At 70.6% G+C, this 23,645-nt stretch carries 20 protein-coding genes and 1 tRNA gene; 11 read left to right on the top strand and 10 right to left on the bottom strand.

Translation table 11 applies throughout. The features are described 5' to 3' along the window. Positions 1-51: 51 nt before the first annotated feature. The gene (locus DGO_RS04925; protein WP_338032407.1) at positions 52-2,526 is read right to left on the bottom strand and encodes a transglycosylase domain-containing protein; all 2,475 of its coding nucleotides are present in this window, start codon (positions 2,524-2,526) and stop codon (positions 52-54) included. 109 nt (positions 2,527-2,635) lie between these two features. Here DGO_RS04925 and ttcA point away from each other — a divergent pair, with 109 nt between their 5' ends. Further along, a complete protein-coding gene (ttcA, locus tag DGO_RS04920; RefSeq protein ID WP_043801117.1) occupies positions 2,636-3,538 on the top strand; it encodes a tRNA 2-thiocytidine(32) synthetase TtcA in 903 nt (300 codons plus the stop codon). Positions 3,539-3,690: 152 nt separating this feature from the next. Here the strand turns inward: ttcA and DGO_RS04915 are convergent, their stop codons facing one another. From DGO_RS04915 to DGO_RS04900, 4 genes are all read right to left on the bottom strand, one after another. Next, on the bottom strand, positions 3,691-4,533 hold the full coding sequence (locus tag DGO_RS04915) for a carbohydrate ABC transporter permease (protein WP_043801116.1): 843 nt from the start codon (positions 4,531-4,533) through the stop codon (positions 3,691-3,693). Further along, positions 4,530-5,654 (bottom strand): carbohydrate ABC transporter permease, encoded by a 1,125-nt coding sequence (locus tag DGO_RS04910; RefSeq protein ID WP_014684378.1) that lies wholly within the window; start codon positions 5,652-5,654, stop codon positions 4,530-4,532. The genes DGO_RS04915 and DGO_RS04910 overlap by 4 nt, the downstream gene beginning before the upstream one ends. A 217-nt stretch (positions 5,655-5,871) precedes the next feature. Further along, positions 5,872-7,092: an ABC transporter substrate-binding protein gene (locus tag DGO_RS04905; protein WP_014684377.1), complete on the bottom strand. Its 1,221-nt coding sequence runs from the start codon at positions 7,090-7,092 to the stop codon at positions 5,872-5,874. Positions 7,093-7,195: 103 nt separating this feature from the next. After that, a complete protein-coding gene (locus DGO_RS04900; RefSeq protein ID WP_145975249.1) occupies positions 7,196-8,620 on the bottom strand; it encodes an ROK family transcriptional regulator in 1,425 nt (474 codons plus the stop codon). Positions 8,621-8,934: 314 nt separating this feature from the next. Between DGO_RS04900 and glcF the strand changes: the two genes are divergently transcribed. The 4 genes from glcF (at position 8,935) to cpdB (ending at position 14,312) form a co-directional block, all read left to right on the top strand. Next, entirely contained in the window at positions 8,935-10,212 is a 1,278-nt protein-coding gene (gene glcF, locus DGO_RS04895) for a glycolate oxidase subunit GlcF (RefSeq protein ID WP_014684375.1), read from the top strand. Further along, positions 10,209-11,672: an FAD-binding oxidoreductase gene (locus DGO_RS04890; protein ID WP_226991455.1), complete on the top strand. Its 1,464-nt coding sequence runs from the start codon at positions 10,209-10,211 to the stop codon at positions 11,670-11,672. The genes glcF and DGO_RS04890 overlap by 4 nt, the downstream gene beginning before the upstream one ends. Then, positions 11,659-12,327 (top strand): DUF5639 domain-containing protein, encoded by a 669-nt coding sequence (locus DGO_RS04885; RefSeq protein ID WP_014684373.1) that lies wholly within the window; start codon positions 11,659-11,661, stop codon positions 12,325-12,327. Before DGO_RS04890 ends, DGO_RS04885 begins: the two co-directional genes overlap by 14 nt. A gap of 92 nt (positions 12,328-12,419) precedes the next feature. Beyond that, positions 12,420-14,312: a 2',3'-cyclic-nucleotide 2'-phosphodiesterase gene (cpdB, locus tag DGO_RS04880; protein WP_043801114.1), complete on the top strand. Its 1,893-nt coding sequence runs from the start codon at positions 12,420-12,422 to the stop codon at positions 14,310-14,312. Positions 14,313-14,423: 111 nt separating this feature from the next. On the opposite strand, the gene DGO_RS04875 is transcribed toward cpdB, so the two are convergent. Next, positions 14,424-14,498, bottom strand: a tRNA-Lys gene (locus DGO_RS04875). 97 nt (positions 14,499-14,595) lie between these two features. On the opposite strand from DGO_RS04875, the gene DGO_RS04870 reads away from it, so the two are divergent. Both DGO_RS04870 and DGO_RS04865 read left to right on the top strand, forming a co-directional pair. Beyond that, positions 14,596-14,829 carry a DUF3248 domain-containing protein gene (locus DGO_RS04870; RefSeq protein WP_014684371.1) on the top strand — a complete coding sequence of 78 codons (234 nt, stop codon included), beginning with the start codon at positions 14,596-14,598 and terminating at the stop codon, positions 14,827-14,829. A 25-nt stretch (positions 14,830-14,854) separates the two neighbouring features. Further along, the gene (locus DGO_RS04865) at positions 14,855-15,328 is read left to right on the top strand and encodes a DUF3809 domain-containing protein (RefSeq protein WP_014684370.1); all 474 of its coding nucleotides are present in this window, start codon (positions 14,855-14,857) and stop codon (positions 15,326-15,328) included. A gap of 114 nt (positions 15,329-15,442) precedes the next feature. Here the strand turns inward: DGO_RS04865 and purN are convergent, their stop codons facing one another. From purN to mobA, 3 genes are all read right to left on the bottom strand, one after another. Continuing rightward, positions 15,443-16,024, bottom strand: a complete 582-nt coding sequence (gene purN / locus DGO_RS04860) for a phosphoribosylglycinamide formyltransferase (protein WP_014684369.1) — start codon at positions 16,022-16,024, stop codon at positions 15,443-15,445. Between the two features lie 13 nt (positions 16,025-16,037). Then, positions 16,038-17,396, bottom strand: a complete 1,359-nt coding sequence (locus DGO_RS04855; protein WP_014684368.1) for a dipeptidase — start codon at positions 17,394-17,396, stop codon at positions 16,038-16,040. 79 nt (positions 17,397-17,475) lie between these two features. Continuing rightward, positions 17,476-18,087, bottom strand: coding sequence for a molybdenum cofactor guanylyltransferase (gene mobA / locus DGO_RS04850; RefSeq protein WP_043803227.1), 612 nt, complete (start codon positions 18,085-18,087; stop codon positions 17,476-17,478). 241 nt (positions 18,088-18,328) lie between these two features. On the opposite strand from mobA, the gene DGO_RS04845 reads away from it, so the two are divergent. The 3 genes from DGO_RS04845 to coaD all read left to right on the top strand — a co-directional run bounded on the left by DGO_RS04845 (position 18,329) and on the right by coaD (position 20,187). Then, entirely contained in the window at positions 18,329-19,000 is a 672-nt protein-coding gene (locus DGO_RS04845; protein ID WP_014684366.1) for a hypothetical protein, read from the top strand. A 94-nt stretch (positions 19,001-19,094) separates the two neighbouring features. Beyond that, complete coding sequence (locus DGO_RS04840) at positions 19,095-19,661, top strand: RsmD family RNA methyltransferase (protein WP_014684365.1); 567 nt, start codon at positions 19,095-19,097, stop codon at positions 19,659-19,661. Between the two features lie 7 nt (positions 19,662-19,668). After that, the gene (gene coaD, locus DGO_RS04835; RefSeq protein ID WP_014684364.1) at positions 19,669-20,187 is read left to right on the top strand and encodes a pantetheine-phosphate adenylyltransferase; all 519 of its coding nucleotides are present in this window, start codon (positions 19,669-19,671) and stop codon (positions 20,185-20,187) included. 196 nt (positions 20,188-20,383) lie between these two features. Here coaD and metK read toward each other — a convergent pair whose 3' ends face one another. Beyond that, complete coding sequence (metK, locus tag DGO_RS04830; protein ID WP_014684363.1) at positions 20,384-21,595, bottom strand: methionine adenosyltransferase; 1,212 nt, start codon at positions 21,593-21,595, stop codon at positions 20,384-20,386. 313 nt (positions 21,596-21,908) lie between these two features. Between metK and DGO_RS04825 the strand changes: the two genes are divergently transcribed. Beyond that, positions 21,909-23,639 carry an ABC transporter substrate-binding protein gene (locus tag DGO_RS04825; RefSeq protein ID WP_014684361.1) on the top strand — a complete coding sequence of 577 codons (1,731 nt, stop codon included), beginning with the start codon at positions 21,909-21,911 and terminating at the stop codon, positions 23,637-23,639. Positions 23,640-23,645: the final 6 nt, after the last annotated feature.

The raw sequence follows: 23,645 nt of genomic DNA, 5'->3' as shown, positions 1-23,645 counted from the left end.
TGCTGGGACTCCGGCGACGCGGCACCGGGCTGGGCCGCGCCGCTCTGGTCGTCACTGTCGCCCGGCGCGCCCTGGGCACTGCCCGGGTCCGTGAAGGCTGGGGCCGGTGCCGTCTGGCCGGCGCCGGTCTGCTCGGTTCCCGTGCCCGCCGGGTCGCCGGTCCACGTGCCCTCCTGGGTCTGCTGCGGGGGCAGGGCGGGCACGGCCGTCTGCGGGTCCTGGGACGGCAGGGCCGGAGTCGCCCCCGCCTGGGCGTCCCCCGGGCTGAGCCGGAACGGGCGGCGCGGCCGGTTCGGGGTCCGGGCGGACCACCTGCACCGGGGCGCTGCGGCGGCTGCCGTCGCGCGCCACCGGCTCCTGATCGGCCTCGGTCTCACGGAAGGCCATGTTCACCTGACGCACCACCCGGTAGGTGATGCCCGCCGGCTCGGCGAAGGTGGTGCGGCTGCGCCCCGCGAGCGTGCCCGCGACCGCCTGTTGCCACACCGGCGTCGGCACGTCGCCCGAATAGGCCCACGACGGCAGCGACCCGCCCTCCTGACGCCCGACCCACACCGCGCCCGCCACGCCCGGCGCGACCCCGGCGAACCACAGGTCCTTGATCTCGTTGGTGGTGCCGGTCTTGCCGCCGACCTCCCAGCCGGAAATCTGCGCCTTGGTCGCCAGCCCACCCTGATAGGGGGTCAGGTCGTTCACGACGCCGCGCAGCATGTCCAGCCCCAGCCACGCGGTCTGGGCGTCCCACACCCGCACGCCGGTCGGGGCCGGGCGCACGTACACGGCCGCGCCGCTCTTGTCCTCGAAACGCCGCACGAGGCTGGGCGCGTGGTACACCCCCCCGTTGGCGAAGGCGGCGTAGGCGGCGGCCATCTGGAGGGGACTGGCCTCCAGCGTGCCGATGCTCAGGCTCAGGCCCCCCTGTGCCGGCGGCGTCAGCCCGAGCTGGCGCAGCTTGGCCTCGAAGGTGTCGATCCCCACCTCCTGCCCGATGCGCACGGTAGGCAGGTTCAGGCTGTGGTCCAGGGCGTAGCGCATGGTCACGAAACGGCCCGTCCAGCGCCCGTCGTAGTTCTGCGGCTGGTAGTCGCCCTGTATGGGCGAGTCGAGCACCGTGTCGCTCTGTTTCCAGCCCTGCGACAGCGCCAGGGTATAGAGCAGCGGCTTGATGCTGCTGCCCACCTGCCGCCGCGCCTGCACGGCGTTGTTCCAGTCGCCGGGGCGGTCGCCGGTCAGCTTCTGGCCCACCAGCGCCAGGGCCTCGCCGTTGGCCGGGTTGACCAGCGCGACGCCCAGGGTCGCGCCGTCGGGCAGCCGGGCGTTCAGGCTGGCGCGCTCGGCCGACTGCTGCGCCTGGATGTCCATGCCGGTGAAGATCTTGCCGCCGCCGTACAGCGCCCGGCGGCCCACCTTGGGCAGCAGTTCCTTCTCGACGGCCTGGAGGTACGACTGGTACTCGTAACGGCTGGCGGTGCGCTGCTCGGTGGCCTCCAGGTTCTGGCGCAGGCGGTCGGCATTTTCCAGCACGGCGCTGCGCACGGTGCCGTCGGCATTCCAGCCGATGCGCCACCCGGCCGGGTAGATGGGCGTCTTCCAGGCCTCGTTGGCCTGCGCGCGGGTCACGCGGCCGTCCTCCACCATGCGGTCGAGCAGGCTGCGCATCAGGGGCCGGTACGCCGCGAAGTCGCGGTAGCGGCTGTTGGGCGCCGGGATCAGGGTGGCGAGGTAGGCGCTCTCGGCCAGCGTGAGCTGCGAGGCGTCCTTGCGGAAGTAGGCCCGCGCCGCGCTCTGCACGCCCACGATGTCGCGCGGGCCGCCGTCGCCCCAGTACACGATGTTGAGGTAGGCGTTCAGGATCTTGTTCTTGTCGAAGTCGCGATCGAGCTGGTAGGCCAGCAGGGCCTCCTTGAACTTGCGCTCGACGGTGCGCGCCTGGTTGTAGTCGGACAGCAGCGTGTTCTTGACCACCTGCTGGGTGATGGAGCTGCCGCCCTCCAGGTCGTTGCGCAGCAGGCCCTTGAGCAGCCCGCGCGCGATGCCCAGGTAGTCCACGCCGTGGTGCTCGTAGAAACGCCGGTCCTCGCTGGTCACGACCGCCTTGCGCAGCGGCTGGCTGATCTGCGAGAGGGGCAGCAGGTCGCGGTTCACGCTGTTGCCGCTGCCCAGGCTGGGGGTCAGCGTACCCACCAGTTGCCCGGTCCGGTCGTAGACCCGCGTCTGGCCGCTGTATTCCAGCACGTCGAGGTCGGCCACGCTGGGCAGGTCCCGGCCCCAGGCGTAGTACATGCCCCCGGCCGCCGCCGCGCCCAGCAGCAGCAGCGTGCCCGCTCCCCGGAACACCCAGGTCAGGCAACCGGCGGGCCGCCGGGGCGGTGGGGGCCGGGTGGCCCGCGCCGCGCGTCCCGGCGATTTGCGGGAGGCCCGGGTCGTGGTCGGACCGGCACCGGAGGGGGGGGTGCCAGGCGACCCGCTCGCCGGAAGCTTGGAGGGGGCCGGTGATTTGGTACCCGGCCGGGAACGGCGACTCATATCCCCCAGGATAAGCGCCGCTCCGGTGAGGAATCGTCACCCAATGGATGGACGGCCCGCCGGGGGGCGCTAGCATGGCTCCGGACCGGGCCTGCGCCCGCTTTTCGCCATGACCCAGGACCCTGCCCCGCCCGCCCCCGCTGCCCCTTCCCCCCCCTTCTCCCCTGCCGAGCGCAGCCGCCTGCTCGCGCCGATCATCCGGCTCGCCGGGCAGGCGGTCAGCGACTACCGCATGATCGAGGAGGGCGACCGCGTGATGGTCTGCCTCTCGGGCGGCAAGGACAGCTACACCCTGCTGGACACGCTGCTGCACCTGCAACGCCGCGCGCCGGTCCGTTTCGGGTTGGTGGCCCTGAACCTCGACCAGGGGCAGCCGGGCTTTCCGAAGGACGTGCTGCCGCGTTACCTCGCGGCGCTGGGGGTCGAGCACGAACTCGTGTATCAGGACACCTACAGCGTCGTGAAGGCCAAGACCCCGGCGGGCAAGACCACCTGCGCGCTGTGCAGCCGCCTGCGCCGGGGCGCGCTGTACGCCCATGCCCGGCGGCTGGGCGCCACCAAGATCGCGCTGGGGCACCACCGCGACGATATCCTCGAGACGCTGTTCATGAACCTGTTCTTCGGCGCGCGGCTCAAGGCCATGCCGCCCAAGTTGCAGTCGGACGACGGCAGCAACGTGGTCATCCGGCCGCTGGCCTACGTGCCTGAAGCCGACATCGTGCGCTACGCGCAGGCCGCCCGTTTTCCGATCATCCCCTGCGACCTGTGCGGCTCGCAGGCCAACCTGCAACGCGAGGTCGTGGGCCGGATGCTGGCCGAGTGGGAGCGCGAGCACCCGGGGCGGCTGAACAACATCCTGCGCGCGCTGACCCGCGTGACCCCCAGCCACCTCCTCGACCGCGACCTGTACGACTTCGCCGGGCTGGGCACCGCCCCGCCCGAGGGCGACCGCGCCTTCGACCCCGAGGACCTGCCGGCACGCGAATTCCTGGCGGGGCTGGAGGAGCTGTAGGCGGGCGGCGGGCGGGAAGGGGAAACAGGAGCAGGCCCCCGGCGCAATCTGGCGGCGGGGGCCTGCTCCTGAATGGTCCTGTACCTACGCGGCCGGGTGGGCACTGAGGTCAGGCCGTTTCCACGGCCCACACCCCACTTTCCCCTTCCCGTTTACCCCTTCACGCTTCCGGCCAGCAGACCGCGCACGAAGTAGCGGCCCAGCAGGATGTAGACGAGCAGGGTGGGCAGCGCGGCCAGGATCGCCCCGGCCATCGGCAGGTTCCACGACACGGCCTGCCCGCCCGCGAGCTGCGACAGGGCGTAGGTCACCGGCTGCGAGGTCGTGTTCGTCAGGGTGGCGGCGAACAGGAACTCGTTCCAGACCTGGGTGAATTCCCAGATGATGACCACCACGAAGCCCGGAATGCTGATCGGGAAGATCACGCGGCTGTAGATCTGCCAGAAGCCCGCGCCGTCGATGGTCGCGGCCTCGACCAGCGCGTCGGGCACGTCGGCGTAGAAGTTGCGGAAGATCAGGGTGGTGATGGGCAGGCCGTACACGACGTGCGCCAGCACCAGCCCCCACACGCTGCCGTACAGACCCAGCGACTTGATGAACTGGAACAGCGGAATCAGGATCGCCTGATAGGGAATGAACATCCCGAAGAGCATCAGCGCGAACAGCGTGTTGGCGCCCCTGAACTTCCATTTGGCGAGCGCGTAGCCGTTCAGGCTGCCCAGGATGGCCGCGAGCAGCGTGGAGACCACGGCCAGGAACAGGCTGTTGCCCATGTTCCCGCCGATCTTGGCCCAGGCGTCGGAGAAGCTCGCCCAGTTCAGGGCCGAGGGCCAGTGCCAGGCCGTCGCCAGGTTGATGGCGTCGGGGCTCTTGAAGGCGGTGGCGAACAGCAGGTAGATCGGCACCAGGAAAAACAGCGTGGCGAGCAGCAGCAGCAGGTACATGCCCGCGCGGCCGAGGCCGGGACGCTCGGTGGAGGATGCGGGGGCGCTCATGCGTGGCCCTCCTCGGTACGGAAGGAACTGCTCAGGTACGGCACGATCACGAAGGCCACCAAGATCAGCAGGATGGTGCCGATGGCCGCGCCGAGCGCGAACTGGTTCTGACGGAAGCTGGTGAGGTACATGTTCAGCGCCGGAACGCTGGTGAAGGTGTTGTCGGGACCGGCCATCGCGTACACGAGGTCGAAGATCTTGAGGCTGATGTGCCCCAGGATGATCATGGCCGACAGGGTGATGGGGGCGAGCAGCGGGAAGATCACGCGGCCGTACATCTGCCACTCGGTCGCGCCGTCCACGCGCGCCGCCTCACGCAATTCCTCGGGAATGCCGCGCAGGCCCGCGAGGTACAGCGCCATGGTGTAGCCGCTCATCTGCCACACGGCCGCGATCACGATGCCGATGAGGGCGAGGTTGAAGCCGTGCAGTTCGGGCGCGGCGAGCAGCTTCACGTTCGGCCCGACGAACAGCGCCCAGCCGAACAGCAGCGCGGCGCAGGCCGTGGCGACGAGGGCGCGCGTGCGTTCCCCCGACGAGAAGGCGCGGAAGGCGATGACCGCCAGCACGACCCCCACGACCGCCGCCGTGATCAGGGGCAGCTTGTTCCAGTCGAACTTCCAGATGGCGTCGGTGCTGCTCAGCCAGCCGAAGGTGGAGGACGGGGCACCGAACAGCGTCGGGGCCTGGTTCACCCCGCCCTGCGGCTGGAGCATCCAGCGCCAGATGGTGCCGGTCACGATGAAGCTCAGGCTCATGGGGAACAGGAAGATGGTGCGCCACAGCCCCTCGCCCTTGGGGTTGCGGTCGAGGACCAGCGCGAGGCCCAGGCCCAGCCCCAGGCAGCCCAGAATGAAAAAGAGCGTGAAGAACACGGTACTCACGAGTTCCTGCCGGAAACGGCCCTGAAGGAACCCGGTAAACAGCTCGCGGTAGTTGTCCAGACCCGTCCAGCGGATGATCGGGTTGGCGGCCAGGGCCTGCGCGGGGTCGTTGCCCCAGTCGGTCATGCTCACGTACACCGTGCGGCCGATGAAGCCGTACACGAAGATGCCGACCAGAATCAGGCTGGGCAGCAATACGGCCAGGGCCCACAGGCGGTCTTTGGTCAAACCTTTCAAAGGGGACCTCCTCGGAACCACGGCTCCGGAAAAAGGGATCCCGGCCGGAGACGCCGGGCCGGAAGGAAGAGGCGGAGGTGCGGCCTGGGGGCTGGAGCCGCTTCCAGACGCACGCGGCGAAGCGGTACGTGGTGCGCGGACCGCCTCTCGCCGTCCGCGCCTCACGTACCGCGCCGGCCGGCCGCCCGGTCAGGGGCGGTGGGGGCCGGAAGGGGGCTTACTTGCCGATGCCGGCCTTGTCGGCGAGCTGCTGCGACGCGGCGGCCGCGCCCTTGCTGTCCTTGCCCGCCACGAACTGGTCGATGATCGCCCCGAACGCGCTGGTGAAGCTTTCGGGGGCCACCGCGCCGTGCGCCATGCTGCCCACGATGCGGCTGTTCTTCCAGTCGGTCGCGGCGCTCTTGGAGTAGGTGTTGTACTTGCTCAGGTCGCTGTCGAGGCGCGCGGCGATGCTGCCCTTGAGGGGGTTGAAGGTGTCCTGGCCCTGCTTGCTGCCCAGCAGCTTGAGCCAGTTGATGGCCTCGGCGCGGTCCTTGGCGCCCTTGGGCAGCCCGAAGGAGTCGGCCAGCATCACGAAGACCTTGGTGGTGCCGGGGGCGGCGGCCCAGCCGAAGCCGGTGCCGGGGGCGAGCTTCTTGGTGGTCGTGAAGTAGCCGGCGGCCCAGTCGCCCATCAGGTTGAAGGCGCTCGTACCGTCGATCACGCGGTCACTGGCCTGCTGCCAGCTCAGGCCCGAGGCGTCCTTGTTGGTGCAGTCCATGACCTTGCCGAAGGTCGTGAACGCCCCCACCACCTTGGGGTCCGTGAACTTGAGCTTGCCGCTCCACAGGTTGTTCCAGCCGTCCGCACCCAGCGTACCGACCATCACGTTTTCCCAGAGCTGCTGCTGGGTCCAGTTCTCGCCCACGACCAGCGGCGCAGCCACGCCCTTGGCCTTGAGGGCCGTGCAGGTCGTCAGGAACTCCGGCCAGGTCTTGGGCACGGTGACGCCCCACGCCTTGAGCTTGGCCGGGTTGTACCAGAACACGTTGGAACGGTGGACGTTGACGGGAACACTCCAGATGCCGCCCTTGCTGGAGATGAGCTTGACGACGTCGGCGGGGAAGGCCTTGGTCCAGCCCTCAGACTTGAACAGGCTGCTGAGGTCTTCCATGCGGTTGGCGACGACCCAGGTACCGATGAGTTCCTGGCCGGCGTGCGCCTGGAACGAGTCGGGGGGCGTGCCGCCCAGCATGCGGGTCTTGAGCACCGCCTTGGCGTTCGTCCCCGCGCCGCCCGAGACGGTCGCGTTGTCCACGGTCACGCTGGGGTACTTCTGCTTGTAGAGCTTGACGAGCGCGTCGAGGGCGGGGCCTTCGTCGCCGGACCACCAGGAGAAGATTTCGAGCTTGCCGGCCGCCGAGGCGCTCGACACGGTGGCGAGGGCGAGGGCCAGCATCAGGGCTTTTTTGGGGGTACGCACGGTGGAGCCTCCAGAACAGGGAAAAGAGGGGCGGAAAAACGCGGGGCGGCACGAGAAGCGGATACGGAGTGGGAAGTGGTCAGGAAGGAGAGGGAGGGGCCGTGGGCGGGGCCGGTCCGGCCAGGGCGCCCGCGCTGGGGGGACCGGTGGACCGTGCGGCGGGGGCCGGGGCACTGCCCAGCGCCACCGACGCCGCGAGGACCGGGGCGGGCGCACCGGCCCCCGCGCACTGCGGCTGGGCCGCGCGCCGCGCCGAGACGGCGTACAGGTGCGGCAGCCCGGCCGGGGTCAGCAGGTGCCCGAGCAGCATGGCCCCGGCCCCCAGCACGCCCACGTTCTCGCCCAGGGTGGTCAGGCTCAGGCGCACGCCCCCGGCATTGATGCGCAGGGTGCGGGCCAGCGCGGTGTCGCGCACGGCCTCCAGAAACACCTCGCCCGCCAGCGCGAGCCGGCCGCCGATCACGACCGCCGACGGATTGAAGAGGTTGAGGACCGTGCTGATCGCCACGCCCACGTGGTGCCCGGCCGCCTGCCAGACGTCGCGGGCCACGGCGTCGCTGCTGGAGAGCCGGGTCAGGTCGGCCAGGGTGGGGACGGCGGGCAGGGCGCTCGGGCGGCCCTCGCGCAGCTCGGCGGCCAGGGCGAGCAGCACCTGGGCGGCGGCGTAGCTCTCCAGGCTGCCGGGGTTGCCGCTGCGGCCCACCGGCCCGCGCTCGTTGATGCTGATATGCCCGATCTCGCCGGCCCCGCCGCGCACGCCCCGGTGCAGCCGCCCGCCCAGCAGGATGCCCGCGCCGATCCCGGTCGCCGCCTTGACGTAGATCAGGTCGCTCGCGCCCCGGTGCGCTCCGAAGCGGGCCTCGGCCAGCGCGCCCAGGTTGGCGTCGTTGTCCACCAGCACGCCGTACCCCAGGGCCTCGCGCAGGGCTTCACCGACATTCTCGCCGTCCCAGCCGGGCATGTTGGGGGGCTGCACGACCCGGCCCGTGGCGTAGTCCACCGGCCCCGGCACACCGACACCGACCAGCGCGACCTCGCCCGCCGCCACACCCGCCTCGGCCAGCACCAGTCCGCACAGCCGCGCCAGCAGACCGTAGGTGGCCGCCGGGCCGCTGAGGATGTCGTGGGGCACGGTGCGGGTCGCCAGGGTGCGGCAGCGCAGGTCCAGCAGGTCCACGCGGGCGTGGCTGGCCCCCAGGTCCACGGCCAGCAGCGCGGCGGCGCGCACGTTCAGGGTCAGCATGGTCGCCCGGCGGCCCGAGCGGCTGCCGCTGCGGGTGCCGAGTTCCTGCACGAGCCCCACCGCCATGAGTTCGGAGACGATGGAACTCACCGCGCTGCGCGACAGCCCCAGTTCCTGCGCGAGGTCCACCCGCGCCCGGTCGCCGTCCCACAGCCGCCGGAGCAGCAGCGCCGTGTGCCGCGCGCGGATGGCCGCGAGGTCCAGGGTCGCGGGCCGCTCCGGGGCGGTCAGGCGGTGCAGGGGGTCGGTGTCGGGCAACATGGGCAGGCTCCGTGAGGCAGGGCAGGGGCGCGAAAGGCGGGCGGCACCGGCGGGGGGCGACGCGCGCCCCGGATGGACGGACGAAGCCGGAAACCGTCCCGGCAGACCAGGACTGAGGGAAGTGAGTTGGACTTATGCTGCTCTTCATCTCATTGGTTTGTCAACCGAACGAACGAATGGAAGCGGTTCCTCTCCGTCCGCTTCCGGGGGGGGTCCCTGGGGGCAGTGACGTGGCACACCGGAGGGCCGTTTCTAGCCCTGCTTCCTTTCGGCCGGGCGGAGCCGCCTATCCTGTCGGGCATGAGGCTCAGGCCATGAACAACGACATTCCGGTGCGCGAGATCGGGCCGCAGGGCGAGGTCATGGCACATGCGGTCGACGCCTGCGTCCACTGCGGGTTCTGCCTGCCCGCCTGCCCCACCTACGCGCTGCTGGGCGACGAGATGGACAGCCCGCGCGGCCGCATCGTCCTGATGAAGGAGGTGCTCGAAGGCGGCCTGGAGCTGGAGCTGGCCGCGCCGCACCTCGACCGCTGCCTGGGCTGCCAGGCCTGCGTGACCGCCTGCCCCAGCGGCGTGCCCTACGGCGAACTCATCACCAGTTTCCGGGGCTGGAGCGAGCCGCAGCGCCGGCGCTCGGCCTTTGACCGGGCCAAACGCTTCGCCATCCTGAAGGCCCTGCCCGCGCCGAAGCTGTTCAGCGTGGCGGCCCGCTTCGGGCAGTACGCCAAGCCGCTCGCGCCCGCGCTGCCCGCCGCCCTGCGCTCACCGCTAGACCTGCTGCCCGAGCACGTCCCGGTGATGGAGCCCAGCGCCGAGTTCACGCCCGCGCGCGGCCAGCGCCGGGGCCGGGTGGCCTTTCTGGTCGGCTGCGCGCAGCAGGCGCTGGCGCCGAACTTCAACGCGGCGACGCTGCGGGTGCTGAGCCGCAACGGCATCGAGGTCGTGATTCCGGAGGGCCAGGGCTGCTGCGGGGCCGCCGCGCTGCACACGGGCGCGCGCAATGAGGCCCTGCGGCTGGTGCGCGCCAATCTCGCGGCCTTCGACCCGGACGAGTACGACGCCATCCTGAGCAACGCGGCCGGCTGCGGCGCGGGCCTCAAGGAGTACCCGGCGGTCCTGCACGGCCTGGAGGACGAGGCGCAGGCCCGCGCCTTCGCGGCCAAGGTGCGCGACGTGTCGGAGTACCTCGCCGAACTGCTGGCCTCGGGCGACCTCCAGCCGCCGCTGCCGGCCTCGCGGCCGCTGACGGTCGCCTACCACGACGCCTGCCACCTCGCCCACGCGCAGGGCGTGCGCCTCGCGCCCCGGCAACTGCTGAAGGCCATTCCCGGCGTCACGGTCGCGGAGGTGCCCGAGGGTGACCTGTGCTGCGGCTCGGCCGGCACCTACAACCTCGAGCAGCCGGAACTGGCCGGGCAGCTGGGCGCCCGCAAGGCGAAAAATATCCTCTCGACCGCGCCCGACCTGATCGCCAGCGGCAACATCGGCTGCCACACCCAGATCCAGAGCCACGTGCGCCGCTCGGGCAGCCCCGTGCCGGTGATGCACACCGTCGAGGTGCTGGACCTCGCCTACCGGGGGGAACTGTGAGCCTCAAATTACCCCGCCTGCCCGAAAAGTGGGCGCTGACCACCACCTCGCGCGCCCGCAAGCCCGCCTCGCCGGGCACGCCCGACAACGCGCTGGCCGCCGAGCTGACCCGGCTGCTGGGGGACCGCAAGGTGCTGAGCAGCCTGCCCGAGCGGCGCAACTACCGCTACGACGCCATCGCGTTCGGTGAGACGCCGCTGGCGGTCGTGCTGCCCGAGAGCACCGCCGACGTGGTGACGGCCGTGCGTGCGGCGCGGGCGGCGGGCGTGCCCATCGTGGGGCGCGGGGCGGCCAGCGGCCTGAGCGGCGGCGTGGTGCCGCTGCAAGAAGGGCTGGTCATCTCGTTCACACGCATGACGCGGCTCGACATCTTCCCCGAGCGGCGCGAGGCGCGGGCGCAGGCGGGCGTGGTCACGCTGAAGGTCACCGAGGCCGCGCGCCCGCACGGACTGGTGTACCCGCCCGACCCGGCCAGTTTCCGGACGAGCACCATCGGCGGCAACCTCGGCGAGAACGCCGGGGGGCCGACCTGTTTCAAGTACGGCGTGACCGGCGACTACGTGCAGGCCCTGGAATTCGTGGACGAGGCGGGCGAGGTCCACGAGCTGACGCGCGGGGCCTACGACCTCGCCGGGCTGCTGATCGGCTCGGAGGGCACGCTCGGCCTGATCACCGAGGCGACGCTGCGCCTCACGCCGCCGCCCCGCCACGTGCGCACGCTGATGGCCCACTTCGCGGAGGTCGGGCAGGCCGCCGAGGCGGTGAGCCGCGCCATCGCGGCCGGCGCGGTGCCGAGCAAGCTGGAATTCATGGACACGGCTTGCGTGGGCGCGGTCGAGGACTACCTGCACCTGGGGCTGCCGCGTGAGGCGGGCGCCGTACTGCTGGTGGACACCGACGGCGACGACCTGGAGACCGTGGAGGCCGAGCGCGCCCTTGTCGAGACGGCCTGCCTGGAGGCTGGAGGCGAGGTGCGCCGCGCGGCCACCGACGCCGAGGGCGACGCCCTGTGGCGCGCCCGGCGCAGCGTCTCCCCCGCCCTGGGGCGCATCCGGCCGCAGCGCATGAACGAGGACATCGTGGTGCCGCGCAGCGTGCTGCCCGAGGTCGTGCGCGAGATCCGCGCGCTGGGCGACGCCAGCCCCTTTCCGGTCGTGCAGTTCGGGCACATCGGGGACGGCAACCTGCACCCCAACATCCTGTTCGACCCGCGCACCGAGTCGGAGGAAGCCGTGCACCACCTCGCCCACCAGATCGCCCTGGTCGCCATCCGGCACGGCGGCGTGCTGAGCGGCGAGCACGGCATCGGCACCATGAAACGCGACTTCATGCGCGACGCGGTGGACCCGGAGTCGCTGGACGTGCTGCGCAGCGTCAAGCGGGCGCTCGACCCCCAGGACCGCCTCAACCCCGGCAAGATCCTGCCCGGCGAGCTGGAGGCCCCCCATGCCCATCCTTGACCTCTCGCCCGGCGACCAGACACTGACCCTGACCGGCGACGTGACACTGGCCGAGGTCTACGCGGCGCTGCCGCCGGGCCTGTACCCCCCGTTCGCGCCGGTCGAGTTGCCAGGCGGGGTGGGCGGACTGGTGTCGCGCGGGGGCTTCGGGCAGACCTTCTTCTTCGGGGCGGAGGTGCTGGGCGTGGCCTTGCGCACCCGCTCGGGCCGGGTGGTGCGCGCCGGGGGCCGCACGGTGAAGAACGTGCAGGGCTACGACCTCACGCGGCCCTTCGTCGGCAGTTTCGGGGCGCTGGGCGAGGCCCTGGAGCTCACCCTGCGCCTGCGTCCCGGCCTGAGCGCGCGCCACGTCGCCGGGCCAGGCACGCTGGCGCAGCTGCCCGCCCACGCGCCGCGCTTCGCCTGGGAGCAGGAGGGCGAGCTGCACCTGTGGCACTTCGGGCACGCCCGCGAGGTCGAGGCCCTGACCGGCGAGCTGCTGGCCCGGCCCGGCGCGCGGATCGTGGAGGGTCTGGGCGACCTCTCGCCGCTGTTTCCCGGCGGGCTGGGGGTGGGCGAGGACGGCCCGGCGCGTGACCGCCGCTTCGGGTGGGTTCCCGGCGGGGCCACGCCCCCGGTGCCCGCGCTGTTCGAGCGGCTGGCGGCCTCCCTGTAGGCCCTGGCCGTGGGCGTTCAGGGCGTCCGGACACGACCCTGACCACGGTTCTGGGCAGGCGGCGTATTCTGCGGGGCGTGAAGAAAACTTTCATGTTGATGACGGCCCTGCTGGCAACGGCCGCCGGGGCCCAGACCGTCGACCTGCGCATCCTGGAAACGACCGACCTGCACACCAACGCGCTGGGCTACGACTACTACCAGGACAAGCCCACCGGCGAGTTCGGCTTCGAGTACACCGCCACGCTGATCCAGAACGCGCGCAAGGAAAAGCGCAACACGCTGCTGTACGACAACGGCGACCTCATCCAGGGCACGCCGCTGGGCGACTACGTGGCGAAGGTCCGCCCCCTCCAGCCGGGGCAGCTCCACCCCATGCACGCCGCCATGAAGCTGCTGAAGTACGACGCGGGCAACCTGGGCAACCACGAGTTCAACTACGGCCTGCCCTTCTTGCAACAGGTCGTGGCCGCCGCCCCCATGCCCATCGTGAGCGCCAACACCTACAAGGACAACGGCAGCGGCCAGCCGGGCGACAACGCCTTCACGCCCTACCTGATCCAGCGCCGGACGGTCTACGACACCCAGGGCCGCCCCTACGTCATCAACGTGGGCGTGATCGGCCTGCTGCCCCCCCAGATCGTGGAGTGGGACAAGGCCAACCTCGACGGCAAGATCGTGACCGCCGACATCGTGGAAACCGCCCGCAAGTTCGTGCCCCAGATGAAGGCCCAAGGCGCGGACATCATCGTGGCGGTGGCGCACAGCGGCATCAACGCCGACTACAAGCCCGGCCAGGAGAACGTGGCGACTGAGCTGACCAAGGTGCCGGGCATCGACGTGGTCCTGAGCGGCCACAGCCACCAGGAATTCCCTGGGCCGGTGTACAAGGACATTCCCGGCGCGGACATCAAGAACGGCACCATCAACGGCAAGCCGGTCGTGATGGCGGGTTTTTGGGGCAACGATCTGGGCATCGTGGACCTGAAGCTGAACTATGACCGCAAGGCCCAGAAGTGGAGCATCCAAACCGGCGCGGCGAGCATCCGGCCCATCTGGGACAAGACGGCCAAGAAGAGCCTCGTCACGCCCGACCCCCGTATTGCCGCCGCCGTCAAGGCCGCCCACGAGGGTACGCTGGCCTACGTGCGCGGCAAGGTGGCCGACCTCTCGGCGCCCATCACCTCCTACTGGGCACTCGTGCAGGACGACCCCAGCGTGCAGCTCGTGAGCAACGCCCAGACCGACTACGTGAAAAAGGCCCTGGCGGGTACCCAGTACAAGGACCTGCCGGTGCTGAGCGCCGCCGCGCCCTTCAAGGCCGGGGGCCGCTCGGGCCCGAGCTACTACACCGACATTCCGGCCGGCACCCTGGCGATCAAGAACGTCGCCGACCTGTACGTGTACCCCAACACCGTGCAGGCCGTGCAGGTCACGGGCGCGCAGGTGCAGGAGTGGCTGGAGCGCTCGGCCGGGCAGTTCAACCAGATCGACCCGGCCAAGACCGAGCCGCAGGCCCTGGTCAACGAGGCCTTCCCGACCTACAACTTCGACGTGATCGACGGCGTGAGCTACGAGATCGACGTGACCCAGCCCAGCCGCTACAACACGGCCGGCGACCTGGTGAACGCGGGCGCCCACCGCATCAAGAACCTGAGCTACCAGGGCAAGCCCATCGACCCGGCGCAGCAGTTCATCGTGGCGACCAACAACTACCGCGCCTCGGGCGGCGGTAAGTTCCCCGCGCTGACGGGCAAGAACATCGTGCTTCAGGCCCCGGACGAGACCCGTCAGGCCCTCATCGGCTTCTTCCAGGCGCAGAAGACGGTCAACCCGGCCGCCGACGGCAACTGGAAGCTCACCCCGATTCCCGGCGCGACCCTGCTGGTCACGAGCAGCCCCAACGCCCAGAAGACGCTGCCGGCCGGCGCGGCCCTCGTGCGCACCCGCGACGACGGCTTCGCGGAGTACACCCTGAAGTTCTGAATTCGGAACAGGCCGGCCGGGGGCACTGTCCTCCGGCCGGCTTTTCTTTGCACCCTGGCACGCCCGCAGGTCTGGACCAAAGAAAAACCCCCGCGCAGGACGGGGAATTTCTGGTGGGTCGCCTGGGACTCGAACCCAGAACCCGCTGATTAAAAGTCAGCTGCTCTACCATTGAGCTAACAACCCTTGGGGGCGGCAGCCTCTCGGCAGCGAGCAGGAAGATAGCACCGCTTTGCCGGACGTTCATGAGAGCGGACCGGAGCGCGCGGGCTACAATGGCCCCATGACCTCTTCTCCCGCATTGCCCCCGGACCTGGCGCGTCAACTCGAAGCCCTGGGCGGACAGCTGGTCTGGCGCATCGGGAAGGACGAACTCAGCGACAACGTGGTCGTGCGCCTGGGTTACGCCTCGGCCACACCGCGCTTTTCGCATCTGCCCCGGCTGCGCAGCGCCGGCGACCAGGAGTTGCAGGACGCCGCCCAGAACGGCCGCCTGGTGATCGAATGGGTGGACTGACCCGCCGCGCCCCGGAGGCCACCTCTTGATCCTGCTGGCCCACCAGCAGTTCACGCTGCGTCACCCCGGCGGCGCGGGGGCGGCGCTGGCCTTCGTGCGCGACCCGGCGCGCGCCCTGGCCGCCGTGGATTTCCTGCGCGGTCTACACGCCGATACCTGGCAGGTGCGCGGCGAGCTGGTCGTGGCCGTGCCCCTGCTGGGCGAGGTGGACCTGCCCTTTTGCAGCCAGCTGCACGTCACGCCGGACGGCGCGGAATTGCTTCCCCAGGCCCTGGACCAAGAACGCGCCTGGGTCGAGGTCGGAGGAGTCGCCCGGACGGACGCGCAGGGCGACATGGCCTTCGGCTTCGAGTTCCGCGCGCATCTCAGCGTGCCCGAGGGAGCGGGGTGGGGCGGCGCGGCCTTCGAGAAGATGGCCCGCTCCGCCGCCGAGCGCACCCTCGAGCGCCTTGCCCGGACACTGCCTGCCAGCATCGCGGCAGCCCTAATACAGGATTAAGACCTCTGCCTCAGGACGTGCCCTCCTGAGGACCGAGCAAGAGCGAATGAATCCGAAGGGCGCCGCGGGCAGCATGACCGCCTCAAGGCAGCGACCCCCATGCTGCCCGCGGGTCTACGGCCGAGCAGCCAACGTCTGCACGGCGCGCAGCATCAGCGCGCCCTCGACGGCCTGCACGCGGGCCTTGAGGGCCGGCAGGGTGTCGCCGGGCAGCACCGGCACGCGCGCCTGCGCCAGCACCGGCCCCTCGTCGATGCCGGCCGTGACCAGATGCACCGTCGCTCCCGATTCGGCGTCGCCGCTCGCCAGCACCGACTCGTGCACGCGGTCGCCGTACAGGCCGTGCCCGCCGTGGCGAGGCAGCAGGCTGGGGTGGATGTTCAGCAACCGCCCCGCGAAGGCCTCCAGCACCTGCGGTCCCAGCGCCTTCATGTAGCCGCTCAGGACCAGCGTGTCGGCCCCGCTGCCTACCAGGAAATCGCGCAGCGCCGCGTCGAGGGCCGCCGGGTCGGGGTAGCGTGCCGCGCTGAGGTGCGCGGCCGCCAGACCCTCCTCCCGCGCCCAGGCCAGGGCCGGCGAGCGACTGTTGTTGCTCGCCAGGGCCAGGGGCGTGGCATGCAGCTCTCCACTGCGGCACGCCGCGACGAGGTGGCGCGCCGCGCTGCCCCCGTGCGAGGCCAGGAAGGCGAGCTTCACCGGCGCTCCAGCTTCACTTGCCCAGCTCTTCGAGCAGGTAGGCGCTCGTCAGGATGCCGTTGTGGTAGTCCTGCACGGCGAAGCTCTCGTTGGGGCTGTGGGGGGCGTCCTCGTTCAGGCCGAAGTCCACGAACAGCACCGGGGCCTTCAGGATCTCGGTGAAGGCCGCCACGATGGGAATGCTGCCCCCGGTACGCGCGAACACGGCCGGCTTGCCGTACACCCGCTCCAGCGCCCGGTCAGCGGCGCGGATGTAGGGGCTGTCGGTGCTGAGCTTGACCGGCTGCCCGCCGTGGTGGTCGAGGACCTCCACCGTCACGCCCGCCGGGGCGATCTGGGGCACGTACTCCTGAATCAGGCGGGTGATGCGCGCGGGGTCCTGCCCCGGCACGAGGCGCATGGAGACCTTGGCGCCGGCCTTCGCGGCGATGACAGTCTTGCTGCCCTCGCCCTGGTATCCGCCCCAGATGCCGTTCACGTCCAGCGTCGGGCGGCCCCAAATGCGCTCCAGGGTCGTGTACCCCGCCTCGCCGGGCAGCGCCGAGACGCCGATGCTCGCGGCGAAGGCCTCGTCGCTGTGGGGCAGGCCCGCCCACATCTCGCGCTCCTCGTCCGTGAGGGGCTCGATGCCGTCGTAGAAGCCGGGGATGGTCACGCGGCCCTGGTCGTCCTTGAGGCGGGCGATGATCTCGCACAGCGCGTTGATGGGGTTGGGCGCCGCGCCGCCGTAGCTGCCGCTGTGCAGGTCGCGGTTGGCTCCCTGCACGTGCAGCTCGACGTAGCTCAGGCCGCGCACGCCGTAGGTGATGGTCGGCACGTCCGGCGCGAAGCGGCTGCCGTCCGAGATCACGATGACGTCGGCGGCCAGCTCCGCGGCGTTTTCGCGCAGGTAGGTATCGAGGTTGGGGCTGCCGACCTCCTCCTCGCCCTCCAGCAGGAACTTCACGTTCACGGGCAGTTCGCCGCGCGAAAGCAGCAGCTCGGCACCCTTGACATGCGCGTAGGCCTGCCCCTTGTCGTCGGTGCTGCCGCGCGCGTAGATGCGCCCGTCGCGCACGGTCGGTTCGAAGGGGGGGGTGGTCCATTCTTCCAGCGGGGCCTCGGGCTGCACGTCGTAGTGCCCGTAGATCAGGACGGTGGGCCGCCCCGGCGCCTGGAGGCGCTCGGCGTACACGACCGGATGCCCGGCGGTCGCCTCCACGCGGGCCGCGAAGCCCAGCTTGCCGAGCTTGGCGCGCAGGAACTCGGCGGTGCGGGCCATGTCGGCCGCGCGCGTGGGGTCGGCGCTCACCGAGGGAATGCGCAGCAGCTCGAACAGCTCGGCGTTGGCCTGCTCGCGGTCCAGGGCACCCGAAAGGTCTGATGGGATCATGCCCCGGATGATAGCGGCCCGCCCCGCCGCAGCCGTCCGGCCACGCGGGCCAGCGGCCTCCGGCCAGGTCCGCTTCCCTTCAGCCCTCCCCCGGCCTGCCCATCCCGAGCTGCCGCTCCAGCGCCGCGAGGTCCTCCGGCCGGTTGACGTTGGAGAACACCCCTCCGGGAAGCCCCGCGACGGTGGCGGTAGCTTCCGGAGGCGCGGCGAGACGCAGCCGACGCTCGCCGCCATCCAGCATCGCCGTCAGACGGAGCCGTAGGGCCGTGTGGTACAGCGCGGCCAGGGGTTGCGCCCGCCCCTGGGGATCGAGGGCCTGCACCGCCAGGGTGCCGGGCACCGCCCGCGCTGCCCACAACGCCGCCCAGTAGGCCGGGGTCAGGGCCGGCTGGTCCACGCCGCACAGCGCGACCCAGCCCGCGCCGCGCCGTGCGGCCACCTCCGCCAGGGCCGCTTCCAGCCCGGCCAGCGGTCCCTCGCCCGGACGGGTATCGGGCACCCCCAGCCAGCCCGGCAGGACGTAACGGCCCGGCGGCGCCACCAGCAGGCGCAGGCCGGCGCCCTCCAGGCTGCCTGCCGCCCGCTCCAGCAGGGTCAGGCCTCCGAGCTTCGCCAGGGCCTTGTCCTGCCCGAAGCGGCTGGAGCGCCCTCCGGCCGTCAGCGCCGCGCTCAGTTCGGGCGGAAGGCTCACAGGCGCGGAGCGGGCCCGCAGACACATGAGAAGAGCCGCTTCATGGGAAACCCGCGTCGGATTCTCATGCCCGGCCCCCAGATACACGGTAAGAGCATCAAAAACCCTCTTCCAGGCCCCTGTTCCGCAGCTTGCCCATTTCTGATTCCTCGCTTTACGTTCATCCAACAAAGTTGCTCGCCTTACACTTGGCGACCCTGTTCTTGGGAAGGATCATCTCATATTTCCAAGGGGGAACATCATGAAGAAACTTGCTCTGATCATTCCGGCCATCTCCATCGCTCTCGCCTCCTGCGGGGTCGCCGGCCCCACCATGAGCTCCTACACCCTGTCCCGCCCGGCCACGGTGCAGTCGCTCGCCCCGACCTACAGCCCGGCCGGCACGGTGTCCATCGGTCAGGTGCCCGGCGTGACGCGCACCACCATCACCCTGACCGGTCTGGCCCCTTACGCCATCTACACGGCCCGGTACTTTACCCCCGGCACGGGTGCGACGACCACCACGACCACTTCAACCGCCACGGCTGCTCCTGCCGGCGCTGCCGCGAGCACTACCGTGACCAACCCGGCAACCGCCACGGCCGGGACTTCGGCAGGCGGCGCAATCGCGGGTGGCGCGCTGGCCCAGACGCAGGCCACCGGCACGACCTCGACCACCGACATGGCCGCCGTGGGCACCATGACCACCACGACCACCGTCGCCACCTCGGGCAGCGTGTGCAGCGGCGGCATGGCCATCGCGACCAGCCGCCTCACCGGCCAGGCCGACAAGGACGGCAAGCTGAGCCTCGACGGCTTCATCCCCACGGCGGCCCTGAGCGGCGCGGCGTACCTGAACGTGCAGGGCGCCAGCGACTTTGCCGGGACGCCCTCGGACAGCGGCGTGCTGTGCACGGCCGTCAGCCTCAACTGAGATCAAATATCCACATGAAGGCCGGAGCCGTGCGCTCCGGCTTTTTTTGGCGCTACGCTGCGGCCGATGAAGGACACGCGATGAGGTATCGGCCATGAGCCTGCGGATTCTGGGCGGAAGCGCCAAGGGCCGCTCCCTGCAGGTGCCCGAAAGTGCGCGGCCCAGCGGCGCGCGCATCCGCAAGAGTCTGTTCGACCTGCTCGCCTCGCGCGCGCCCGCCGCGCAGTTCCCGGGCTTCCTGGACCTGCATGGGGGCAGCGGAGCCATCGGCCTGGAGGCGGCCAGCCGGGGCTACGCCGTGACGCTGACCGAGGTGGACCTGCGGGCGGTCAAGGCGCTGGAAGCCAATGCCCGCGCGCTGGACCTGCCTGCCCGGATCGTGCGCGGCGACGCCCTGTCGCTGCTGCCCCGATTGGGCCAGTTCGACGTGGTGTTCAGCGACCCGCCCTACGAGGCCGACATTCCTTCGGTGACGCGCAGCCTCTTCCGTGCGGGGGTCGTGCGGCCCGGCGGCGTGCTGATCTGCCAGCACCCTGACCGCACGGCGCTGCCCGAGGCCGAGGGCTACGAGCGCGAGGTGCGCGAGTACGGCAGCAACTCCCTGACCCTCTACTGGCGGGCCGCGCCGATGCCGGACGAGGCTTCGGCTGAGCTAAGGTAGACGCGCCATGAACGCGGTCTTTCCCGGCTCCTTCGATCCCATCACCAGCGGCCATATGGACGTGCTCACGCGCGCCAGCCGCATCTTCGAGCAGGTCACGGTGACGGTGATGCACAACGCCCGCAAGCAGGGCCGCCACCTCTTCGACCTCGACGAGCGCCTCGACATCCTGCGGGGCGCGACCGCCCACCTGGGCAACGTCAGCGTGGACAGCTTCGGCGGGCTGCTCGTGGACTACATGGCCCAGCAGCAGAAGGGCATCATCATTCGGGGGCTGCGCGCAGTGAGCGACTACGAGTACGAACTCCAGATCGCGCACCTCAACCGCCAGATCGGTGAGGTCGAGACGGTGTTCATCATGGCGGCGACCCGCTGGAGCTTCGTGAGCAGTTCGATGGTGCGCGAAATCGCCAGCTACGGCGGCGACGTCTCCGAGATGGTGCCGCGCGCCAGCGCCGAGGCCCTGCGCCGCAAGTTCGACGTGGCCTACGCCGAGCGCGCCGCTGGGCAACTCGAACGCCGCTGAGGGCGGTTCTCAGTTGCGCGGAAGGGGCAACCGCGCGCCCCTCCACTCCACCGCTGGCCCCTGGCATCTCAGGTACGCGATTCAGAGGGACTGAGGAAAACCCTCGATCCCTCTGAATACTGCTCTGAGGGCCACAGCAGAGGGCCGGGGAACTATGCTCACCCCGGCCTTCTCCCTTACCTGAATTCGGTCCTGCTCAGCCCTGGGCGGCCCGGCGCAGCGCGTCGGCCTTGTCGGTCTGTTCCCAGGGGAACTCGGGGCGGCCGAAGTGCCCGTAGGCCGCCGTCTGGGCGTAGATGGGGCGCTGGAGGTCCAGCTCGGCGACGATGGCCTGGGGCCGGGCGTCGAAGTGCGCGGCGACCAGTTCGGCCAGTTTCTCGTCGCTCAGGGTGCCGGTGCCGTAGGTGTCCACCCGCAGGCTGACCGGGCTGGCGCGGCCGATGGCGTAGGCCACCTCGACCAGGGCGCGCTTCGCCAGCCCCGCCGCGACGAGGTTCTTGGCGATGTAGCGCGCGTAGTAGGCCGCGCTGCGGTCCACCTTGGTCGGGTCCTTGCCCGAGAAGGCCCCGCCGCCGTGCGGCACCGCGCCGCCGTAGGTGTCCACGATGATCTTGCGGCCCGTCAGGCCGGTGTCGCCGTGCGGCCCGCCGATGACGAAGCGCCCGCTGGGGTTGATGAAGTACTTCGTCTCACCGGTGAGCAGCTCGGCCGGGATGACCGCGCGCACCACGTGCTCGAGCAGGTCGGCGCGGATCTGCTCCTGCGTCACGTCCTCGCTGTGCTGCGCCGAGATGACGATGGTGTCCACGAAGGTTTCGGTCGCCTCGTGCGGCTCGCCGTCGCGCACGACCGTCACCTGGGCCTTGGCGTCGGGGCGCAGGTAGGGCAGCGTGCCGTTCTTGCGCAGCTCGGCCAGGCGGCGCGTCAGCGCGTGCGCCAGCGCGATGGGCAGCGGCATGAGCTCGGGGGTCTCGTCGGTCGCGTACCCGAACATGAGGCCCTGGTCGCCCGCCCCGATCACCGAGTAGGCGTTGGCGGGGTCGGCGCGCTCGGCTTCGGACATGCCTCGCCATTCCTCGCTGTGGTTGACCCCGCCCGCGATCTCGGGCGACTGTTCGTGCAGCGACACCAGCACCGCGCTGTACTCGGCGTCGAAGCCGTAGTTGGCGCGGGTGTACCCCACGCGCTGCACGGCCTCGCGCACGGTGCGCTGCACGTCCACGTGGGCCTGATGCGCCGTGACCTCGCCGGCCACGACCGCCATGCCGGTGGTCAGCAGTGTCTCGACCGCCACGCGGCTGCCGGGTTCCTGGCGCAGGAACTCGTCGAGGATGCTGTCCGAGATGTAGTCGGCCAGCTTGTCCGGGTGGCCTTCGGAAACCGATTCCGACGTATAGAACTTCCGCATGATCTTCGCTCCTTGCACATGCCGGGGGGCGTCTCACAGAACCGCCTGGAGAGGGATGTCGCTGCGGTCCCGGGCATGACCGGCGGCGCCCGCGCGCCGTGGTTGCCGCAGCCTACTCCACCCGGCGCGGGACATGGCACCCGGCCCGCCGCCCTGGACATCTCCCAGATGACCAGCGGGTCATCTGCGCCTTAAGAAAAGCCATCCTCTGCCTTGTATGAGTTGAGTGTGAAGACAGGCTTTAGCGTCGCCGGGTCCTCGCCCGAGCTGACCGGGAGCTGACTTCACCCCCGCCCGCCCCACAGGAGACTCCATGCCCAGACTTTCTGCCCGCGCCGCCCTGACCGGTGCCCTGCTGCTGACCGGCAGCGCCCTGGCCGCCTCGCCCCGCGACACCCTCGTCGTCCAGTCGAGCAGCGACATCCCGACCCTGGACCCCGGCGGCACCTACGACACGGCGTCGGGGGCCATCGTCGAGAACCTCTACGAGACGCTGCTGACCTACCGGGGCAACAGCCTGACGCGCCTGGAACCCCTGCTGGCGACCAAGTGGGCCGTGAGCAACAGCGGCAAGACCTATACCTTCGACCTGCGGCCCGGCGTGAAGTTCCACAGCGGGGCCACGATGACCTGCGCCGATGCCGAGTACACCTTCCGGCGCAATATCGTGACGAACAACAGCAGCAACGGCAACTGGTTCATGGCCGAGAGCCTGCTGGGCACCCAGAGCAACGCCTACGAGGACAAGAGCATCACCTGGGCGCGTATCACGGCGGCCGTCAAGTGCAACGCCGCCGGGCAACTGGTGTTCACGCTGCCCAAGGTGGACCCGGCCTTCCTGGCGAAGCTGGCCTACTCGGGGCAGTCGGTCATTGAGCGTGCCTACAGCGCCCGCCTGGGCGAGTGGAGCGGCACCGAGGCCGACTGGAAGGCCTGGATCGGCAAGGACCTTTCCGAGACCAAGCTCAGCCGCGCGCCCAACGGCACCGGGGCCTACCGCTTCTCCCGGCAGGACGCCAACACCTTCGTGGCGCAGGCCTTCGACGGCTACTGGGGCCAGAAGCCGGCCATCCGCAACGTGGTGCAGCAGAAGGTCTCCGAACTCGCCTCGCGCCAGCAGGCCTTCTTGCGCGGCGACGCCGACCTGATCGACGGCGGCGGGCGCGCCCCCGACGAGACGCAGCTGCGCGGCCGGCCCGGGGTGACGTGGCTCGACAACCTGCCCAACGTCACGGCCGGGGCCATCGTCATGAACCAGACCATCAAGGCGGGCGGGCTGCTGGGCAGCGGCAAGCTCGACGGCAAGGGCATTCCGCGCGACTTCTTCTCGGACGACGACGTGCGCCGGGCCTTTTCGTACTCGTTCAACTACGCGCAGTACATCAGCGACGTGCTGCGCGGCAAGGGCACGCAGCGCACCATGCTGCTGCCCGACGTGTTCCCCGGCTACGACGCCTCGGGGCGCACCTACCGCTTCGACCCCGCGCAGGCCCGCAGCGCCTTCCAGCGCGCCTGGGGCGGGCAGGTCTGGAAAAACGGCTTCGTCCTGACGGCCAACTACCGCGCGGGCAGCGTCACCGCCCAGACCGCGATGGAAATCCTGAAGAAGAACGTCGAGGCCCTCAACCCCAAATTCAAGGTGAACATCCAGCCCAAGCAGTGGAGCGACATGCTCGACGCCTCGGGCCGGGGCGAGGAAGCCATGATCATCCTGAACTGGGCCCCCGACTACGCCGACCCCGACAACTTCATGTACACCTACTACGCCTCGGACGGCTACTACGCCCCGCGCAGCAACTACCGCGACGAGCGCGCCGACGGCTGGCTGCGCGCCGCCCGCCAGACCGTGAACATGTCCGAGCGCACCCGCCTGTACTCGCGCGTGGCCGCCCGCACCTACGACCTCGCGCCGTACATCAACCTGCCCGCCGCCGTGAACTACATCTTCTACCGCAGCAACCTCGGCGGAATCTCGGCCGACACCTACAACCCCATGGTCAGCTTCATGACCGGCACGAATTGGAAGGACCTGCGCAAGAACTGAGCGGCG

Source organism: Deinococcus gobiensis I-0, assembly GCF_000252445.1.
GTDB lineage: Bacteria > Deinococcota > Deinococci > Deinococcales > Deinococcaceae > Deinococcus > Deinococcus gobiensis.
This window is presented reverse-complemented; position numbering and strand designations above follow the sequence as displayed.

Bases quoted from the DNA above. Each gene is read 5' to 3' on its own strand.
- DGO_RS04925 (WP_338032407.1), bottom strand. From the start codon at position 2,526: ATGAGTCGCCGTTCCCGGCCGGGTACCAAATCACCGGCCCCCTCCAAG.
- glcF (WP_014684375.1), top strand. From the start codon at position 8,935: ATGAACAACGACATTCCGGTGCGCGAGATCGGGCCGCAGGGCGAGGTC.
- ttcA (WP_043801117.1), top strand. From the start codon at position 2,636: ATGACCCAGGACCCTGCCCCGCCCGCCCCCGCTGCCCCTTCCCCCCCC.
- DGO_RS04900 (WP_145975249.1), bottom strand. From the start codon at position 8,620: ATGTTGCCCGACACCGACCCCCTGCACCGCCTGACCGCCCCGGAGCGG.
- DGO_RS04840 (WP_014684365.1), top strand. From the start codon at position 19,095: ATGAGCCTGCGGATTCTGGGCGGAAGCGCCAAGGGCCGCTCCCTGCAG.
- DGO_RS04905 (WP_014684377.1), bottom strand. From the start codon at position 7,092: ATGCTGGCCCTCGCCCTCGCCACCGTGTCGAGCGCCTCGGCGGCCGGC.
- DGO_RS04825 (WP_014684361.1), top strand. From the start codon at position 21,909: ATGCCCAGACTTTCTGCCCGCGCCGCCCTGACCGGTGCCCTGCTGCTG.
- DGO_RS04845 (WP_014684366.1), top strand. From the start codon at position 18,329: ATGAAGAAACTTGCTCTGATCATTCCGGCCATCTCCATCGCTCTCGCC.
- DGO_RS04885 (WP_014684373.1), top strand. From the start codon at position 11,659: ATGCCCATCCTTGACCTCTCGCCCGGCGACCAGACACTGACCCTGACC.
- cpdB (WP_043801114.1), top strand. From the start codon at position 12,420: ATGTTGATGACGGCCCTGCTGGCAACGGCCGCCGGGGCCCAGACCGTC.
- metK (WP_014684363.1), bottom strand. From the start codon at position 21,595: ATGCGGAAGTTCTATACGTCGGAATCGGTTTCCGAAGGCCACCCGGAC.
- DGO_RS04855 (WP_014684368.1), bottom strand. From the start codon at position 17,396: ATGATCCCATCAGACCTTTCGGGTGCCCTGGACCGCGAGCAGGCCAAC.
- coaD (WP_014684364.1), top strand. From the start codon at position 19,669: ATGAACGCGGTCTTTCCCGGCTCCTTCGATCCCATCACCAGCGGCCAT.
- DGO_RS04870 (WP_014684371.1), top strand. From the start codon at position 14,596: ATGACCTCTTCTCCCGCATTGCCCCCGGACCTGGCGCGTCAACTCGAA.
- DGO_RS04915 (WP_043801116.1), bottom strand. From the start codon at position 4,533: ATGAGCGCCCCCGCATCCTCCACCGAGCGTCCCGGCCTCGGCCGCGCG.